A 16,465-nucleotide genomic window follows, 5' to 3' on the forward strand; every position below is an offset into this window, starting at 1 on the left:
CATCCTTAACAGCTGGTCCCGGGGCGATTACCCTGCAGTTCAGATAGTGACCACGTGGCTATGACTGTTTCTGCGCTTGCTCACTAACACGAGGGGGACTGTAATTTAGTCCCATGGTTTTCTTAGTCTTCGGTCAACAGGCGATAACCGTGCTGGTGCACGGTTTCAATCTCATAGCCGCTGCCTTCCAACGAGAGTGACTTGCGTAGACGGCTAATATGCATATCCACGGTTCGAGTATTGACCTCCTGACTCACCCCCCAGACCTCGGACAGCAGTCGGTGCCGGGATAACAGCTGATTAGGGTGAGTGAAGAGATAATCGGCCAGGCAGAAATCCTTGCCGGTCAGCGCCAAAGGCTCGCCATTGCGACTGAGCTGGTGTTGATTTCGATCGATCAGAAAGGGACCGAACTGCTGCAATTCCGGTAGCTGCTCCTGCTGCTGCTCGTCGAAACGACACAGCAGCACCCGAATACGCGACAATAACTGGTCGGCTTGAAGCGGCTTACAGATGAAGTCGTCAGCGCCCTGTGCCAGCGCCTTGACGATTTGACGCTCAGCCTCGGGAGCACTGATAAACAACAAAGGAATCCGCTCGGCTTGACTGGCAAGTCCCTGCTCGATCAACGCAAAACAGGCCTCGTCGTCGCAACCGCAGTCGACCAGCATCAGATCGAACGGTTGCTGCTGCAGGCAGGCAAGAAATTCAGCGGGTTGGGAGCAACAGGTATATTCATGCCCTGCCTGGTGCAACCAAGACATGATCGATTCAGCCAGTTGACGATCCGGCTCCAGCACAGCGATATGAAGCATTAAGCCCCCTTCCGAGATCAGTCGGTACTACTGCCGACCTACCATCTGAAACAAACACTGGAACGAAACGCTTGGGCAGGTCGGTCGACATCCGGCCACCTTAGGATAGCTGCATGTCTTTTCAGTAAGTATAGAAGCCCTGCGGGCGGGTAAGTTCAGAAATAACCCGGTTTTGTACAACTAAAACACTGTTGCTCAGGAATCGAACTCGGGATCGGACAGCATCGCCCGACGATCACTCAGGGCGCGAAAACGGTCCTGCTGCTTGGTGTTCATGGCACCGATGCTTACGTTGAGCAGACGCTCATTACAGACCGCCAGAATCTCTGTCGCCCGCTGAGGTTGCAACTGCACCAGCTCATAACCGGTCTGAACTAGATTCAACAGCACACTGGGACTATTGGGAACCGTCTCCAGCGCCTTAAGAAAGTACTCGAACGCCTCTTCAAACTTACCTTTCCGGTAGTAGCCGATACCCTGTAGGTTATTACGCCCCCACTCGGTTTCGGTGAAAACCCGACGGCTAAAATCGGCTTTATACTCTTCAGCGACAGCCTGCAACTGGGTGTTTTCCAACCCCTCGAGCAGATTATCGAGTTCTTCCGCCTGCTGACTATCGTCCAGTTTCTTAAAGTCAGCAAACGCGTCCTGAGCCGCAGCATTGGCGCGCTTGATATCACCCGATAATTTATAGGTCTCCGAGGTCATCAACCGCGACTTGAAACGGATCAGACGGTCTTCCTGGTACTCGTAGGCCACATCTTCCAGCGCCCGTACCGCCTCCTGCTCCGCTCGCGATGATAACGGACCACCCTGAGGAGAGACTTTGGTTTGAAGGCAGCGGGCCAGACCGAAATAGTTGTTGGGCTTCTGATAACAGGAGTGACGGGCATACTTGACCGATTCACGGAAAGCACTGATCGCCACATCCCAGCTGCTGTTTTCGCTGGCCACATCGCCCAGATCGGACTGCAGTATCGGTACGGTGGGGTGGACTGCGACCGCTTTTTCCAACAATTTCTGAGCCGGCTCATTTCGCCCGATCACTCGGTACAAGCGAGACAGCCAGTCAAACGCCTCGATACTCTCCGGCGAACGCTCCAACACCTGATTGAAACAAGCCATCGCTTCGGCAAAGTGTCCCTGATGGTAATGGCAGACACCCATTCCCATATAGGCCCAAGACATTCCCCGCTCATCGGCAGCGATCTGCAACAGCTGTCTAGCGCGGTCATAATCCTGCCGATTTATTAGAAGCCGGCACTGCAGCCGGGTCAGATAGGGTCCCAACGAAGGCATCTTGCGCAGCATCTGCTCAATCAGCTGGATCGCTTTTGTCTCATCCCCTTTATCGATCAACTCTTCGGCAGGTTTTACCGCCTGCTTCAATTTGAGGAGTTTTTCCAGCCGATTACCAAACAGCTGGGACGATACCGGTTTAACAAAGAATGAATCGGCAAACGACTCCAATGAGTCGTTGGCAACGCTGGTACTGCCTTCCGGAAGAATCAGTATCTGACAATCCACCGCACGCTTGAGACCTTCGCGCACGGACTCTTCGATGACTTGGTAACCGTTCTTTTCCCCCTCACCGAGGCCGTGCTCAATCAGACACAGATCAAATGACTGCATCCGCAACAGGCTCAAAGCCATATTGGCCGACGACGCCACCTGCACCAATCCGGCTTGCTGGTCCTGCACCAGCGTACGCAGCGCGCTCAACGACTCCAGTCGCTTCGCCACGATCAGTACGGTTTTGTCGGCCAGCAGTGCTGCCATACAAGGGAATCCAAAATTCAGTTGGAGAGTTACGGATAGTTAAACAGACAATACCAAAAAGTGCCTGCCACTCAAGCGCAAACGTTGATGAAGAACAAAATCAATTCAAAAAAAAGCCCTGTCAATTCAGGGCTTTTTATCATTACTGACTTTAGTCGCGAATACTCAGTCTTCTAGCAGACTGCGCCCTTTACCAGCAGCAATACGCATCCGAAGGGCGTTCAGCTTGATAAAGCCGGCCGCGTCCTTCTGATCGTAGGCACCGGCATCGTCTTCGAAGGTTGCGATTGACTCGTCAAACAGGCTGTCATCGGAGCTACGACCGATCACTTCCACGTTGCCCTTGTAGAGTTTCAGGCGCACTTTGCCGTTCACGTCACGCTGGGAGTAGTCGATCATCGCCTGAAGCATCTTACGCTCTTCAGACCACCAGAAGCCGTTGTAGATGATCTCGGCATAACGCGGCATCAGCTCATCTTTCAGGTGCGCGGCTTCACGGTCCAGTGTGATGGACTCGATGGCACGGTGGGCACGCAGCATGATGGTGCCGCCTGGGGTTTCGTAACAACCACGGGACTTCATCCCAACGAAGCGGTTCTCGACGATATCGAGACGGCCGATGCCGTTCTCACCACCGATCTTGTTCAGGTATTCCAGCACGGTCGCCGGGCTCATCGGCTGGTCGTCGATGGCGACGATATCGCCTTTCTGGTAGGTCAGTTCGATATAGGTCGCCTTGTCCGGGGCCTGCTCCGGAGAAACGCTCCAGCGCCACATATCGTCTTCGGCTTCGGCCCAGGTATCTTCCAGAATGCCGCCCTCGTAAGAGATATGGAGCAGATTGGCGTCCATGGAGTAGGGAGACTTCTTACCCTTCTTCTTGAAGTCCACCTCGATACCGTGTTCGTCGCAGTAGGCCATCAGCTTATCGCGAGAATTCAGATCCCACTCACGCCAGGGCGCAATCACTTTAACGCCCGGCTTCAGTGCGTAGGCACCCAGCTCGAAGCGAACCTGGTCGTTACCCTTACCGGTCGCCCCATGGGAGATCGCATCGGCACCAGTCTCGTTGGCAATTTCAACCAGACGCTTGGCGATCAGCGGACGGGCGATGGAGGTACCCAGCAGGTATTCACCTTCATAAACGGTATTGGCGCGGAACATCGGGAATACGAAGTCACGGACAAACTCTTCGCGCAGGTCTTCGATGTAAATCTCTTTCACACCCAGCGCTTCAGCCTTGGCGCGAGCCGGTTCGACCTCTTCACCCTGACCCAGGTCGGCGGTAAAGGTTACCACCTCACAGTTGTAGGTCTCCTGCAGCCACTTAACGATGACCGAGGTATCCAGACCACCGGAATAGGCCAGAACGACCTTCTTAATATCTGACATGGTTGACTCCGTAAACGACCCGCTCCAGAACGGTAGCGGACTGCCGAAAAAAGAACCGCAGAATTATACACGTAAAAACAGGGCGCTGGGATAGCTCAGCCAAAAAACTCTATGCGCGCTGCGGCCAAGATCAACCCGAAGCGCCCTGACTACCCTTCCCGCTCAAGCCTTACCGTGACCCGGCGGTTACGGGCTCGGTTGTTGGAATTGGTATTTTTGACCACCGGATAGCGCTCTCCGTGATAACGGGTCGTGATCATATCCTCATTAATACCGATCTTGGTCAGGTAACGGGTGACCGCCTCAGCCCGCTGACGCGATAGGTCGCGGTTAGCCAATCGGCGCCCCAGATTATCGGAGTGGCCATCGACATAGATGGTTTTGACTGATGGATCATTCTTCACATAGAGCGCGACCAGATCGAGACGCTGCCGGGTAGAGTCCGACAGGCGCCATTGCGCCGACGGAAACAGCACGGCCGACCGGGCAACTTGCTGGAAGTTCACCGGCAACAGCTCGCCAACACAACTCTGATAATTGCTGTAGGCCTGCTGAAAATTGGCGGACGAGATCGCGACCTTGACCGCCGTGTCGGTGCCGTACCAGTTCTGATTGGTCAGCGCCGGCGTACGCCCTTGATAGAGCGAGGTGAGGATATCCTTGGCCAACGGCGGCTGCAGCCTGAACGACTTACTATTGACCGCATCACGAATCATGCCGATCCGATGGGTACCCCGCCCCGGATGCCAAGGCGGCGCTTCGGCCATGATCAGGGTTTCCTTGCCCAGCAATTCGGCCTGGGGCGAGCTGATAACAAACTCCAGCTGCTCTCCGGCCCGATGTTCAAAACTGGCCGTACCGAAATCCGGAATCGGCTGCGACAACCGGCAACTGAACTTGGAGGCTTCCAGCTCCCAACGGGTATCATCCAGCGGCGCGATAAAGGTCACGGCCTGAGCCGGCCCGACCAGCAACGCCGCCACTGACGCCGCCATACTGGCTCGTGCCAACCAAACTGAAACCTTTTCAAAAGCCATCGACATTACCGCGCATTGTGCCTGCAACATCAACAGATGCAGGGAAAGAAAGATTGCCAACTATTGTATTGGTTCGCCTTCGATTGGCAAAACTTTAGCCAAAACTGTTTGAATCCAATCCCCAGGACGGTGGTCGGTTTTCACCGGGGCTGATAAAATCAGCGCTTCTCAGCAAGCTGTTTCCAAGGATCCCCATGCAACGTCTTGAAATCACCCGTCCGGATGACTGGCATGTCCACCTGCGCGACGGAGAAGTACTGCGCAACACCGTCGCCGATATGGCCCGCTACTTCGGTCGCGCGATCATCATGCCCAACCTGGTTCCGCCGGTCACCACCACGGAACATGCCAAGGCTTACCGTCAGCGTATACTGGCGCAGATGCCGACCGAGCGCAGTTTCGATCCGCTGATGACCCTGTACCTGACCGACGGCACCAGCGCTGATGAGCTGCGCAAAGCCAAAGCCAGCGGCTGCGTCACCGCGGTCAAACTCTATCCGGCCGGCGCGACCACCAATTCCGCGTCCGGTGTTACGGCGCTGGAAAATGTTTACGACGCACTGGAAGCGATGCAGGAGCTGGGAATTCCGCTACTGGTCCACGGTGAAGTCACCCATGCCGATATCGATATCTTCGAGCGCGAGAAGGTCTTTATCGAGCAACAGCTGATGCCGCTCACCGAACGCTTCAGCGACCTGAAGATCGTGATGGAACACATCACCACCGCCGACGCAGCCCAGTTTGTCGCTGCCGCCGGTGACAACATCGCCGCCACGATCACACCTCAACACCTGCTGTTCAACCGCAACGACATGCTGGTTGGCGGGATCAAGCCACACCTGTACTGCCTGCCAATCCTGAAGCGCAACATCCACCAGCAGGCACTACTCGAAGCCGCCACTTCCGGCAGTGCTAAATTCTTCCTCGGCACCGACTCGGCCCCTCATGCCCAGTCCGCCAAGGAAAGCGCCTGCGGCTGTGCCGGCTGCTACAGCGCAACCTCGGCAATCGAACTCTACGCCGAAGCCTTCGAATCGATGAACGCGCTGGACAAACTGGAAGGTTTTGCTTCCTTCCACGGCCCCGACTTCTATGGCTTGCCCAGAAACAGCGACAAGATCGTGCTGGAGAAACAGCCCTGGACCCAGGCCGAAACCCTGCAGTTCGGCGACCAACCGATCGTCCCGCTGCGTGCCGGCGAAACCATCCAATGGCGCGTGGTCGCCTAGCCTGAATTCGATAAGGACTTCTATCAGTGGCTAACACCCTATCCCCGATCGCCCAATTGATGTCAGAGCGTTTTCGCGGCTACCTACCGGTGGTGATCGATGTCGAAACTGCTGGTTTCAATCCAAAGACCGACGCCCTGCTCGAGGTCGCGGCCTCACTGCTGACCATGGATGACGAGGGCTTGCTGATCCCGGATCAGACCATCGACTGCAACGTCGAACCCTTCGAAGGGGCCAACCTGGAGAAAGCGGCACTGGAGTTTACCGGCATCGACCCTTACAGCCCCTTTCGTGAAGCGGTGTCTGAAAAGGAAGCGCTGGAGCAGATCTTCAAGCCGATCCGCAAAGCGATCAAAGCCCACGGCTGCAAGCGCGCCATCCTGGTCGGTCATAATGCCGCCTTCGACCTGAGCTTTATCAATGCCGCCTGCGAGCGCGCCGAAATCAAGCGCAATCCGTTCCACCCGTTCTCCTGCTTCGACACCGCCACCCTGGCGGGTTTGGCTTTCGGCCAGACCGTGCTGGCCAAAGCCTGCGAAGTGGCCGGTATCGATTTCGACAATCGCCAGGCCCATTCGGCGGCCTACGACACCGAACGTACTGCCGAGCTGTTCAGCCTGATCGTCAATCGCTGGAAAGAGCTGGGTGGCTGGGACCCGGTAATGCACGATTAAGTCGTATTCCGACCAGAGCTTGACCAACCAGTCAGACACAAAAAAGCCCGCTAAAGAGCGGGCTTTTTATCGCCTGTAAAAAACTTACAGCTTGTCAGCGTTGTCGCTCAGGTACGCAGCCACACCGTCCGGAGAGGCGTTCATACCGGCATCGCCCTTGTTCCAGCCAGCCGGGCAAACTTCACCATGCTCTTCGTGGAACTGCAGCGCGTCAACCAGGCGAATCAGCTCGTCCATGTTACGGCCCAGCGGCAGGTCGTTAACGATCTGAGAACGAACCACACCGTTGGTGTCGATCAGGAAGGCGCCACGGAAAGCTACACCGCCGGCGGACTCAACGTCGTAGGCTTTGCAGATGTCGTGGTTCATGTCGGCAGCCAGGGTGTACTTGACCGCGCCGATGCCACCCTCGTTAACCGGGGTGTTACGCCAGGCGTTGTGGGTGAAGTGTGAATCGATGGAAACACCGATGACTTCAACGTTACGCTCTTTGAACGCGTCTACACGGTGATCCAGAGCGATCAGCTCGGACGGGCAGACGAAAGTGAAGTCCAGCGGGTAGAAGAAGACCAGACCATATTTACCTTTGATCGCTTCTTTCAGGTTGAACTGGTCAACGATGGAACCGTCACCCAGTACCGCAGGAACGGTAAAGTCCGGTGCTTCCTTACCAACGAGTACGCTCATTATTAGCTTCTCCAAGTTGCTTTTGGGATTAAAGTTATAAGGACAGACCCCCCGACCTGCCCCAGCAACAGCCAATGGAATATTAGCTTATGCGATTATTCGCTGTCAGCTGCCTTTTGCGCTGCAGCTTTGATCAGAGTCTCAAGCTCACCATTCTGCGCCATCTCGACAATGATGTCGCAGCCGCCGACCAGCTCGCCTTCAACCCAGAGTTGCGGAAAGGTAGGCCAGTTGGCGTACTTCGGCAACTCAGCGCGAATTTCAGGATTCTCCAGGATATTGACGAAAGCAAAACGTTCGCCACAACCCATGATCGCCTGGGATGCCTGGGAAGAGAAACCGCACTGCGGGAACTTCGGCGTACCCTTCATGTAGAGCAGGATCGGGTTGTTTTCAATTTGATCTTTAATGGTATCGACGACTGTGGTCATGGTTCACCTGTAAGTTAGTTTAAAGAGCGCTCAGCTCCCCCCGGGAATTGCCATGCAAGCCCCTTTTGCCTGCGATTATACCCATATCCGACTATTTTTGTCTGGCTCTATAACGAGATATTTTTGTGACGAAATGAAGTAAATCGATAACCGCTGGCTATACTGACCGTTTCACTATTCTATTTGGCAAATCAACTTCCTGCCAGACTTGACAGTCGCCGCAAGAGTTTGCCAAATCCGAAAACCCGTGGTTAGAATTGACCCTTTTTTTCATCTGGGCACTCGAAGCTCGATAGCTCCTTATAGCCGCCGTAAAGGAATTCGAAAATGACACAATCTCCGCTGATGAATAACTACTCCCGGCTCTCCGTGGCGTTTGAGCGCGGCGAAGGCGCCTGGCTTTACGATCAGCAGGGAAACAAGTTTCTGGACGCACTCAGCGGCATCGCGGTCTGCGGACTGGGGCATGCACACCCGAAAGTGACCGCCGCCATCAGCGAGCAGGCCTCCCGGCTAATCCACACCTCCAACCTGTATACCATCCCGTTGCAGACCGAGCTGGCTCAGCGCCTGTGCGATCTATCCGGCATGGACAATGTCTTTTTCGGTAATTCCGGGGCGGAAGCCAATGAAGCGGCGATCAAGCTGGCTCGACTCTATGGCCACCAGCGCGACATCGATAATCCTGCCGTCATTGTGATGGAACACTCATTCCACGGCCGCACCATGGCAACCCTGAGTGCCACCGGCAATCGCAAAGCCCAGGCTGGCTTCGAACCCCTGGTCTCCGGGTTTGTCCGTGCGCCCTTCAATGATGTTGAGGCTATTCGCACTATCGCCGCCAACAATAGCAACGTGGTCGCGATCCTGGTCGAACCGATTCAGGGCGAAAGTGGTGTGCGGATTCCGGATCAGGATTATCTCAACCAGTTACGCCAGATCTGTGATCAGCAGGATTGGCTGCTGATGCTCGACGAAGTCCAGACCGGCAACGGCCGTACCGGGCGCTATTTTGCCTATCAGCACAACGATATCCTGCCCGACGTGGTCACCACCGCCAAAGGACTTGGTAACGGGGTACCGATCGGCGCCTGCCTGGCTCGTGGCGTAGCCGCCGAGATTCTCGGCCCGGGCACCCACGGTTCCACCTTCGGCGGCAACCCACTGGCCTGCGCCGCCGCGCTGGCCGTCGTCGACACCATCGAATCCGACAGCCTGTGCCAGAAGGCCGCCGATATGGGCGCCCTGCTGGTCGAAGGTTTCCAGCGCGAATTCGAAGGTGCCGGCTACGTTCGCGATATTCGCGGTAAGGGCCTGATGGTCGCCATCGAACTTGACCAGGAGGTCACCGAGCTGGCCGTACTGGCCAAGGTCAAAGGAATTTTGCTCAACGTTACCGGAGAAGGTAAGATCGTTCGCCTGCTGCCACCGCTGATCCTTAACGAAAGCGAAGCCAGCCTGATCATCGGTGTAATCAGCAAACTGATCAAAATTCTGGTTTCCGACGAGTAATCGTCGAACCGACAAACAGTTTAGAGCCGACAACCGTCGGCCATCATTCAACTCCAACACGACAGCGCCCTTGAGTTTTCGAGGGCGTTTTAGGTATTTAGTTATGGACGCTCAAACCCGACACTTCATGACCCTCAAAGATCTCAGCCCGGAAGAGCTGGATTACGTCATCGCCCGCGCGATCAAACTCAAGTCAATGCGCAACGAAGCCGTCATCTACGAGCCGTTCAAAAACCAGGTGCTGGGGATGATCTTCGAAAAGTCCTCTACCCGTACCCGCGTCTCGTTCGAAGCCGGCATGACCCAATTCGGCGGCAGCGCGATCTTCCTGTCCCCGCGCGATACCCAGCTGGGCCGCGGAGAGCCGGTTGAAGACAGCGCCCGAGTGATCTCGCGGATGGTCGACATCATCATGGTCCGCACCTTTGACCATCAGCAGCTCGAACACTTTGCCAGCTACTCCAATGTGCCGGTCATCAACGCTCTGACCGATGATTTCCACCCCTGCCAACTGTTGGCGGATATGCAGACTTACGTCGAGCAGCGCGGTTCGATCAAGGGTAAGACCGTGGTCTGGATCGGCGACGGCAACAATATGTGTAACTCCTACATCAACGCTGCGGCCCAGTTTGACTTCCAACTGCGGATCGCTTGCCCGGAAGGCTACGAGCCCCCGGCAGCGCTGGTGGAAGCCCACGCTGACCGCGTCACCATCCTGCGCGATCCGGCCGAAGCAGTTCGAGGGGCCGATCTGATCACCACCGACGTCTGGGCCTCCATGGGCCAGGAAGAGGAACAGAAAGAGCGTGAAGCGGCTTTCGCGGGTGTCTATCAGGTCAGCCCTGCTCTAATGGATCTGGCCCACCCGGAAGCGATCTTCCTGCACTGCTTGCCGGCTCATCGCGGCGAAGAGATCAGCGAAGATATGCTCGACGACCCGCGCTCAGCGGTCTTTGACCAAGCTGAGAACCGTCTCCATGCCCAAAAAGCGCTAATGGAGTTCCTGGTCTTCGGCATCCAAAAACACATCCCCTGAGTTCACTCATCGACAGTTGGGGCGGCAATTGCCGCCCCCTGTCCACCCCGTCGGCGCCAATTCCGACTATACTTGAATTTCGTTCATAACCAGTCAGCAATGACTCAACGAGAGAGGCGGATGTATGGTCGAATTGAGGCACCTGAAAACCCTGGCCGCGCTACGCGACACCGGTAGCCTGGTTGAAGCTGCCGAGCGTGTCTTCCTGACTCAATCCGCCCTGTCGCACCAGATCAAAGACCTGGAAGAGCGACTCAACTGCTCGCTGTTTATCCGCAAAACCAAGCCGATCTGTTTCACCAGCGCAGGCCAACGACTATTGGCCCTAGCCGATGATGTGCTGCCGATGATCCGCAACGCCGAGCGAGACATTGCCCGCCTAGCCGGCGGTGAAACCGGAAGGCTGAATATGTCGATCGAGTGCCACAGTTGCTTCCAGTGGCTGATGCCCACCATCGACCGTTTCCGCGAGAACTGGCCCGAGGTGGAACTGGACCTGGCCAGCGGATTCAATTTTTCACCGCTACCGGCACTGGCCCGAGGTGAGCTGGACCTGGTTATCACCTCCGACCCGCAACCGATCAACAGCATCCAGTACGAACCCCTGTTCGCTTACGAGATTCTGCTGGCGGTGGCCAACCAGCATCCTCTGGCACGCAAGGGCCATGTCGACCCGAGCGACCTCGAGCAGGAGACGCTGATCTGCTATCCGGTCGATCGCAACCGCCTCGATATCTTTACCCGTTTCCTTGATCCGGCCGATGTCGACCCGGAGATCCGCACCGCCGAGATGACGGTGATGATGATGCAACTGGTAGCCAGCGGTCGCGGCGTTTGCGGATTGCCCAACTGGGCCCTGAGCGAATACCTCGAGCGTAGCTATGTCAGCGCCTGCCAGCTTGGCTCCAAGGGTGTCTGGTCAACCCTGTACGCCGCTATTCGTGACGATCAGAAGGACGCCGAGTTCATGCGCGATTTCCTCGATACCGCCCGTGAAACCTCGTTCAAAACCCTTAACGGCATCCGCGCTACCGCCAAGAACTGAGCAGCCTGCTGTTACCGGCGCGATTCCCTAGTCATCCTCGAAAACAGGGCGTACACTAACGCCCTGTTTTTTCTGTGCACATCGAGTGCACAAGCTCTATATAGGTCGACTCATGGAACTTTGGACACCCGATAGCTGGCGCGGCAAGCCGATTCTGCAACAACCCAACTACACCGACGCCACCCTGCTCAGCAAGGTCGAACAGCAACTGTCTCAACTGCCGCCGCTGGTCTTTGCCGGCGAAGTAAGAGCCCTGCGCAACCAACTGGCCGAAGCCACCGAAGGTCGCGCCTTTTTACTGCAGGGCGGCGATTGCGCTGAAAGCTTTGCCGAGTTCCACGCCGACAACATCCGCGATACTTTCAAAGTCCTGCTGCAGATGGCGGTAGTACTAACCTTCGCCGGCAGTTGCCCGATCGTCAAGGTTGGCCGGATGGCTGGCCAGTTCGCCAAACCCCGCTCCGCCGACACCGAAGTCGTCGATGGAAAGGAACTACCCAGCTACCGCGGCGATATTGTCAACGACATCAATTTCAATGCCGATGCCCGGGTACCGGACCCGCAGCGGCTGCTGCAGGCCTACAACCAGGCCGCGGCAACCCAGAATCTGCTGCGCGCCTTCGCACAGGGCGGCTTCGCCGATCTGGGTCAGGTACATGCCTGGAACCTGGGCTTTGTCGATAAGAGCCCGCTGGGCGAGAAATACCGTGATCTGGCCGATCAGATCGATCAGGCGCTGGCATTCATGAAAGCCTGTGGCATCAGCGGCAATAACACACCGCAGATCCACGAAACCTCGCTGTATACCTCCCACGAGGCGCTGCTGCTCAACTTTGAGCAGGCACTGACCCGTCGCGACAGCCTGACCGAGCGCTGGTACGACTGCTCCGCCCACATGCTGTGGATCGGCGACCGGACCCGACAGCTGGATGGAGCCCATATCGAATTTATGCGCGGCATTCACAATCCGATCGGCGTCAAGGTTGGCCCCAGCATGGCCGCCGACGAGCTGCTGAAGTTGATCGAGATCTTGAACCCCAACAACGAACCGGGGCGTCTGAACCTGATCTCACGGATGGGTGCCGAGCAGGTTGGCGACAAGCTCAGCCCGCTGGTTCGGGCCGTCAAGGACGCGGGGCTGAAGGTCCTCTGGAGCTGTGACCCGATGCACGGCAATACCATCAAGACCAGCAACGGTTACAAGACCCGTGCGGTCGATCAGGTACTGTCGGAGATGAAAGGCTTCTTCCAGGTCCATCAGGCCGAAGGCACCATTGCTGGCGGGGTCCACTTCGAAATGACCGGTCAGAACGTGACCGAGTGCATCGGCGGGGCTTACCAGATCACCGAAGCCAATCTGGCCGATCGCTACAACACCTACTGCGATCCGCGCCTGAACGCCGATCAGGCACTGGAATTGGCATTCCTGATTGCCGACACTCTCAAGCACGCCCGACGCCAGTAATACTGGCACGTCGGTAAAGCGTTCAGGAGTTCGTAATGGTCGATCAAACCGAGGTCAGAACGGCGCTAGACCAGATCGAACAGGAGCTACGTAAGCTGGGCCTGTGGTCCAGCATGCCCCCCAGCCCAGAGGCATTGCAGAGTGTCGAGCCGTTCTGTGTCGACACGCTGAGCCTTAGCGAATGGTTACAGTGGATTCTGATTCCACGGATGAATGCACTACTGGATGGCGGCCTACCTCTACCCGGCTATTGCCAGATACTGCCGATCGCCGAAGAGAGTTTCAAAGAGCTTAAACAGGACCACAGCGCCCTGCTTGACGCCATCGACGCCTTCGACAAGGCGTTGTAAAAGTCTGCATGGCTTCGCGGATCCAACCCTGTGGCTGGATCCGCTAGGCTATCAGCCCCTACTGCTGCTCCGCGAACAGCCCATCCAACACGATATCGTTGTAGCTGACGATACCGCGTATCTGGTCCTCATCAATTACCGGCGCTAATGAGATTCCCACATTCTCAAACAGACGGGCGCAGTAACGCACATCCATCCGGCCTTTCACCCCGATAGTCGGCTTGGCCATAATCTCATAGACATTGACCCGATCCGCCGAGCGATCACAGGCGATCACCTTCTTAGCGATATCAGACAACAGCACCATACCGAACTCATCGTCCTCATGGCGCTTCTTGACGATCAACACCCTGGCACGGCTCTCACGAGCTATATCCAGTGCTTGAGCCACCGTCATCAGGCCGTCCACCTCGACAAAGTCAGACTTCATCACATCTTCGGCCCGAACGATCTTCTTCCCGCTCATAACGAGTCCTCAATTTTCTCAGACAGTTCTTTTACCTGGTGAGCAACACCAACGGCATCTTCAACATCCAGCTGCACCGCGATTCCGGTTCCCGGCTTGGTATCGAAACAGCCGACCTCGGAGATGCGCTCGAGAATATGCCGGCTCAAGTGCTCTTCAACCAGAAAGATGACCACATCACGCTGCGACTCCAGCGACAAGCCGAAGAAGGTTTTGCTCTTGTTAAGCCCCTCTCCGCGAGCATTGTTAATGATCGTTGCCCCGGTCGCTCCCGCTTCACGTGCGGCATCCATCACCGCTTGGGTTTCCGTATCCTCGACAAAGGCGAGGATCAGTTTGAAATGCATAGGTTAACCCCTCGATTCCCTTAAGATTGCTCTCGGTCGAACTCGGCCTGACGCCGAGCGCGGGAGCGCTTTTCTTTAAATTCAGTTATCTGTGCATAGCCCATCACCGTGATCATCGGGAACAGACTGGCAAACGCGATCAGGCCGAAACCATCCAGCAATGCGCTGCGTCCAGGTACGGTTTCAGCCAATCCCAGGCCCAGTGCCGCCACCAGCGGTACGGTCACGGTAGAGGTGGTCACGCCACCCGAGTCATAGGCCAGCGGCACGATCATCTTGGGTGCAAAGAAGGTCTGGATCACCACGAACACATAACCGGTGATGATGAAATAGTGAATCGGTACTCCGGTCACGATCCGATAAGTTCCCAACGAGATACCGATCGCCACCCCCAGCGCAACCGCAATCCGCAGCCCCCAGATCCCAATGGTGCCGCCGGAAACCTCGTTGGCCTTGATCGCGACCGCAATTAGCGAAGGCTCGGCAATGGTGGTACTGGCCCCGATCGCAAAGGCGAACAGGTAGACCCAGTAATAATCCTGCCAGCGCAATACTTCAGCCGCACCGACAATGCCCTGGCGGATAAACTCAGGGTTGGTCAGCTGCTCGGCCATCAAACGGCCTAGCGGGAACAGCGCCTTCTCCAATCCCAGCAGAAAGAACGCCAGCCCGACGATGACGTAGGCAAAGCCGAACAACACCCGTTTCAGGTTAGGGATACGACGACGGATAACAAAGATCTGAAACCCGAAGATAATCGCGGCGATCGGAATCACGTCCTTGATAGTCGATAGCAGAATCGACAACAGATTAGTCAACAATTCCATCAGACGATCATCCCGTAAGCCATAACAAAGATCATCGGCGTCAGCGACGCGAAGGCGATCAGACCGAAGCCATCGATCATCGGATTTCGACCCTCAATCGATGACGCCAAGCCCACACCCAACGCGGTCACCAACGGAACCGTGATGGTCGAGGTGGTGACACCGCCCGAGTCGTAGGCAATACCGATAATCTCCTTGGGCGCCAACGCGGTCATGATGACTACCAGTACGTAGCCCCCCATGATCATGTATTGGATCGACCAGCCCTTAAGGATTCGTACCACGCCGAGCACGATCGCCAACCCGACCGACAGTGCGACGGTGAATCGCAATCCGCTGGCATAGACCGAACGGGCATCAGGATTGTTTTCGATCATGCCGCCATTGGCGGCCACCTGAGCCGCTTCAGCCGCTACTGCTATCAAAGCCGGTTCCGCCACCGTGGTTCCGAACCCCAACGCGAAGGCGAAGGTGATCAGCCAGCTGGCACTGCCTTTGCGGGCAAAGGCATGGGCCATCGATTCACCGATCGGAAACAGCCCCATCTCGAGGCCGAAAATAAAAAATGTCAGCCCCAGAACAACAAAAACCACCCCGGTCAAAACTCCGACCAGGTCCGGTAACGGTTGTTGAAGAACGACGAGCTGAAAGAAACCGATAACCAGAATAATCGGCGCCAGATCACGCAGACTACCTACCATCGATTGCAGCAATGCATAGAGCGATTTCTGCAAAACTAATATCCCCTTCGTTTGCAATCACTCGATTATAAAAAACCTGAAACAGCCTTTTATAGACCCACCTCAATATTTATCACGGATTGCTCAATAAGCGTTAACTTTTGTTTACGAGTCAACTGCTTGAGGCGGTATTCCTGCTTCGACGCGGTACTCCGGTCGGGGAATTCCCGCTGGTAGCAGATCCGCTTGGGAGGGTCTGTCCGAAAGAATTTCGCCCCGCCTTTACCGCTGCGATGTTGCTCGAAGCGGCGTACCGGATCGGTACTGATTCCTGTGTAAAGACGCCCTCCTTCGGTTTCGATCATGTACAGAAACCAGACTTGCGGTTGAGCTTCAGGTTGTACTTTGGTGGAAGCTGTCGTTATCGCTACCGTCGACGCTGACAATCGTCGTTACCTCTTGGGGGGAACCTGCGAACAAGTCCCTGCGATTTCTGCAAGCGCCTGAAGTGCGCAAGTTCTAGGCGCAAACTGAAGCTAATGGCCATCGCCCTTAGCAAAGATTGCAACGACAAAATTGTGTGCTTCAGGCCTTGCCCTGCGGGGCTTTCAGCTTGATCCGCGCTCTGCGTTGCAGCTTTTCGTAAGGTCTAGACATTGCTTCAAAACTGCGCCTGGATAGCGAACCAAGCTG

The 16,465-nt window shown here is 56.1% G+C and carries 18 protein-coding genes; 7 read left to right on the forward strand and 11 right to left on the reverse strand.

Translation table 11 applies throughout. From position 1 onward, the window contains the following. Positions 1 to 122: 122 nt before the first annotated feature. The 4 genes from DV711_RS05245 to DV711_RS05260 form a co-directional block, all read right to left on the reverse strand. Positions 123 to 815 carry a response regulator transcription factor gene (locus DV711_RS05245; protein WP_114694569.1) on the reverse strand — a complete coding sequence of 231 codons (693 nt, stop codon included), beginning with the start codon at positions 813 to 815 and terminating at the stop codon, positions 123 to 125. Positions 816 to 1,010: 195 nt separating this feature from the next. Next, entirely contained in the window at positions 1,011 to 2,594 is a 1,584-nt protein-coding gene (locus DV711_RS05250; RefSeq protein ID WP_114694570.1) for a tetratricopeptide repeat protein, read from the reverse strand. Positions 2,595 to 2,759: 165 nt separating this feature from the next. After that, a complete protein-coding gene (locus DV711_RS05255; protein WP_114694571.1) occupies positions 2,760 to 3,986 on the reverse strand; it encodes an argininosuccinate synthase in 1,227 nt (408 codons plus the stop codon). 149 nt (positions 3,987 to 4,135) lie between these two features. Continuing rightward, positions 4,136 to 4,981, reverse strand: a complete 846-nt coding sequence (locus tag DV711_RS05260; protein ID WP_114694572.1) for a flagellar protein MotY — start codon at positions 4,979 to 4,981, stop codon at positions 4,136 to 4,138. A 236-nt stretch (positions 4,982 to 5,217) separates the two neighbouring features. On the opposite strand from DV711_RS05260, the gene pyrC reads away from it, so the two are divergent. Both pyrC and rnt read left to right on the forward strand, forming a co-directional pair. Beyond that, positions 5,218 to 6,252 (forward strand): dihydroorotase, encoded by a 1,035-nt coding sequence (gene pyrC, locus DV711_RS05265; RefSeq protein ID WP_114694573.1) that lies wholly within the window; start codon positions 5,218 to 5,220, stop codon positions 6,250 to 6,252. Positions 6,253 to 6,311: 59 nt separating this feature from the next. Continuing rightward, the gene (gene rnt / locus DV711_RS05270) at positions 6,312 to 6,926 is read left to right on the forward strand and encodes a ribonuclease T (protein ID WP_114694574.1); all 615 of its coding nucleotides are present in this window, start codon (positions 6,312 to 6,314) and stop codon (positions 6,924 to 6,926) included. A gap of 84 nt (positions 6,927 to 7,010) precedes the next feature. On the opposite strand, the gene DV711_RS05275 is transcribed toward rnt, so the two are convergent. Together DV711_RS05275 and grxD are read right to left on the reverse strand one after the other, a co-directional pair. After that, a complete protein-coding gene (locus DV711_RS05275) occupies positions 7,011 to 7,613 on the reverse strand; it encodes a peroxiredoxin (protein WP_114694575.1) in 603 nt (200 codons plus the stop codon). Positions 7,614 to 7,708: 95 nt separating this feature from the next. After that, positions 7,709 to 8,044, reverse strand: a complete 336-nt coding sequence (gene grxD / locus DV711_RS05280) for a Grx4 family monothiol glutaredoxin (protein WP_114694576.1) — start codon at positions 8,042 to 8,044, stop codon at positions 7,709 to 7,711. A 327-nt stretch (positions 8,045 to 8,371) separates the two neighbouring features. Between grxD and DV711_RS05285 the strand changes: the two genes are divergently transcribed. From DV711_RS05285 to DV711_RS05305, 5 genes are all read left to right on the forward strand, one after another. Beyond that, positions 8,372 to 9,556, forward strand: coding sequence for an aspartate aminotransferase family protein (locus tag DV711_RS05285; protein ID WP_114694577.1), 1,185 nt, complete (start codon positions 8,372 to 8,374; stop codon positions 9,554 to 9,556). 103 nt (positions 9,557 to 9,659) lie between these two features. Next, positions 9,660 to 10,592, forward strand: coding sequence for an ornithine carbamoyltransferase (argF, locus tag DV711_RS05290; RefSeq protein WP_114694578.1), 933 nt, complete (start codon positions 9,660 to 9,662; stop codon positions 10,590 to 10,592). A 124-nt stretch (positions 10,593 to 10,716) separates the two neighbouring features. Next, positions 10,717 to 11,637, forward strand: coding sequence for a LysR family transcriptional regulator (locus tag DV711_RS05295; RefSeq protein WP_114694579.1), 921 nt, complete (start codon positions 10,717 to 10,719; stop codon positions 11,635 to 11,637). A gap of 112 nt (positions 11,638 to 11,749) precedes the next feature. Further along, positions 11,750 to 13,102: a class II 3-deoxy-7-phosphoheptulonate synthase gene (locus DV711_RS05300; RefSeq protein ID WP_114694580.1), complete on the forward strand. Its 1,353-nt coding sequence runs from the start codon at positions 11,750 to 11,752 to the stop codon at positions 13,100 to 13,102. 35 nt (positions 13,103 to 13,137) lie between these two features. Next, entirely contained in the window at positions 13,138 to 13,452 is a 315-nt protein-coding gene (locus DV711_RS05305) for a YqcC family protein (protein WP_114694581.1), read from the forward strand. Between the two features lie 58 nt (positions 13,453 to 13,510). On the opposite strand, the gene DV711_RS05310 is transcribed toward DV711_RS05305, so the two are convergent. The 5 genes from DV711_RS05310 to DV711_RS05330 form a co-directional block, all read right to left on the reverse strand. After that, on the reverse strand, positions 13,511 to 13,918 hold the full coding sequence (locus DV711_RS05310; protein ID WP_114694582.1) for a CBS domain-containing protein: 408 nt from the start codon (positions 13,916 to 13,918) through the stop codon (positions 13,511 to 13,513). Next, the gene (locus tag DV711_RS05315) at positions 13,915 to 14,265 is read right to left on the reverse strand and encodes a P-II family nitrogen regulator (RefSeq protein WP_114694583.1); all 351 of its coding nucleotides are present in this window, start codon (positions 14,263 to 14,265) and stop codon (positions 13,915 to 13,917) included. The genes DV711_RS05310 and DV711_RS05315 overlap by 4 nt, the downstream gene beginning before the upstream one ends. Positions 14,266 to 14,285: 20 nt before the next feature. After that, the gene (locus DV711_RS05320) at positions 14,286 to 15,092 is read right to left on the reverse strand and encodes a DUF1538 domain-containing protein (protein ID WP_114694584.1); all 807 of its coding nucleotides are present in this window, start codon (positions 15,090 to 15,092) and stop codon (positions 14,286 to 14,288) included. Next, positions 15,092 to 15,793, reverse strand: coding sequence for a DUF1538 domain-containing protein (locus DV711_RS05325; RefSeq protein ID WP_114694931.1), 702 nt, complete (start codon positions 15,791 to 15,793; stop codon positions 15,092 to 15,094). The genes DV711_RS05320 and DV711_RS05325 overlap by 1 nt, the downstream gene beginning before the upstream one ends. Positions 15,794 to 15,882: 89 nt before the next feature. Further along, positions 15,883 to 16,137, reverse strand: coding sequence for a GIY-YIG nuclease family protein (locus DV711_RS05330; protein WP_114694585.1), 255 nt, complete (start codon positions 16,135 to 16,137; stop codon positions 15,883 to 15,885). Positions 16,138 to 16,465 lie beyond the last annotated feature (328 nt).

Origin of the sequence: Motiliproteus coralliicola, from assembly GCF_003345655.1 — a bacterium.
In the GTDB taxonomy this organism is placed as follows: Bacteria; Pseudomonadota; Gammaproteobacteria; order Pseudomonadales; family Balneatricaceae; genus Motiliproteus; species Motiliproteus coralliicola.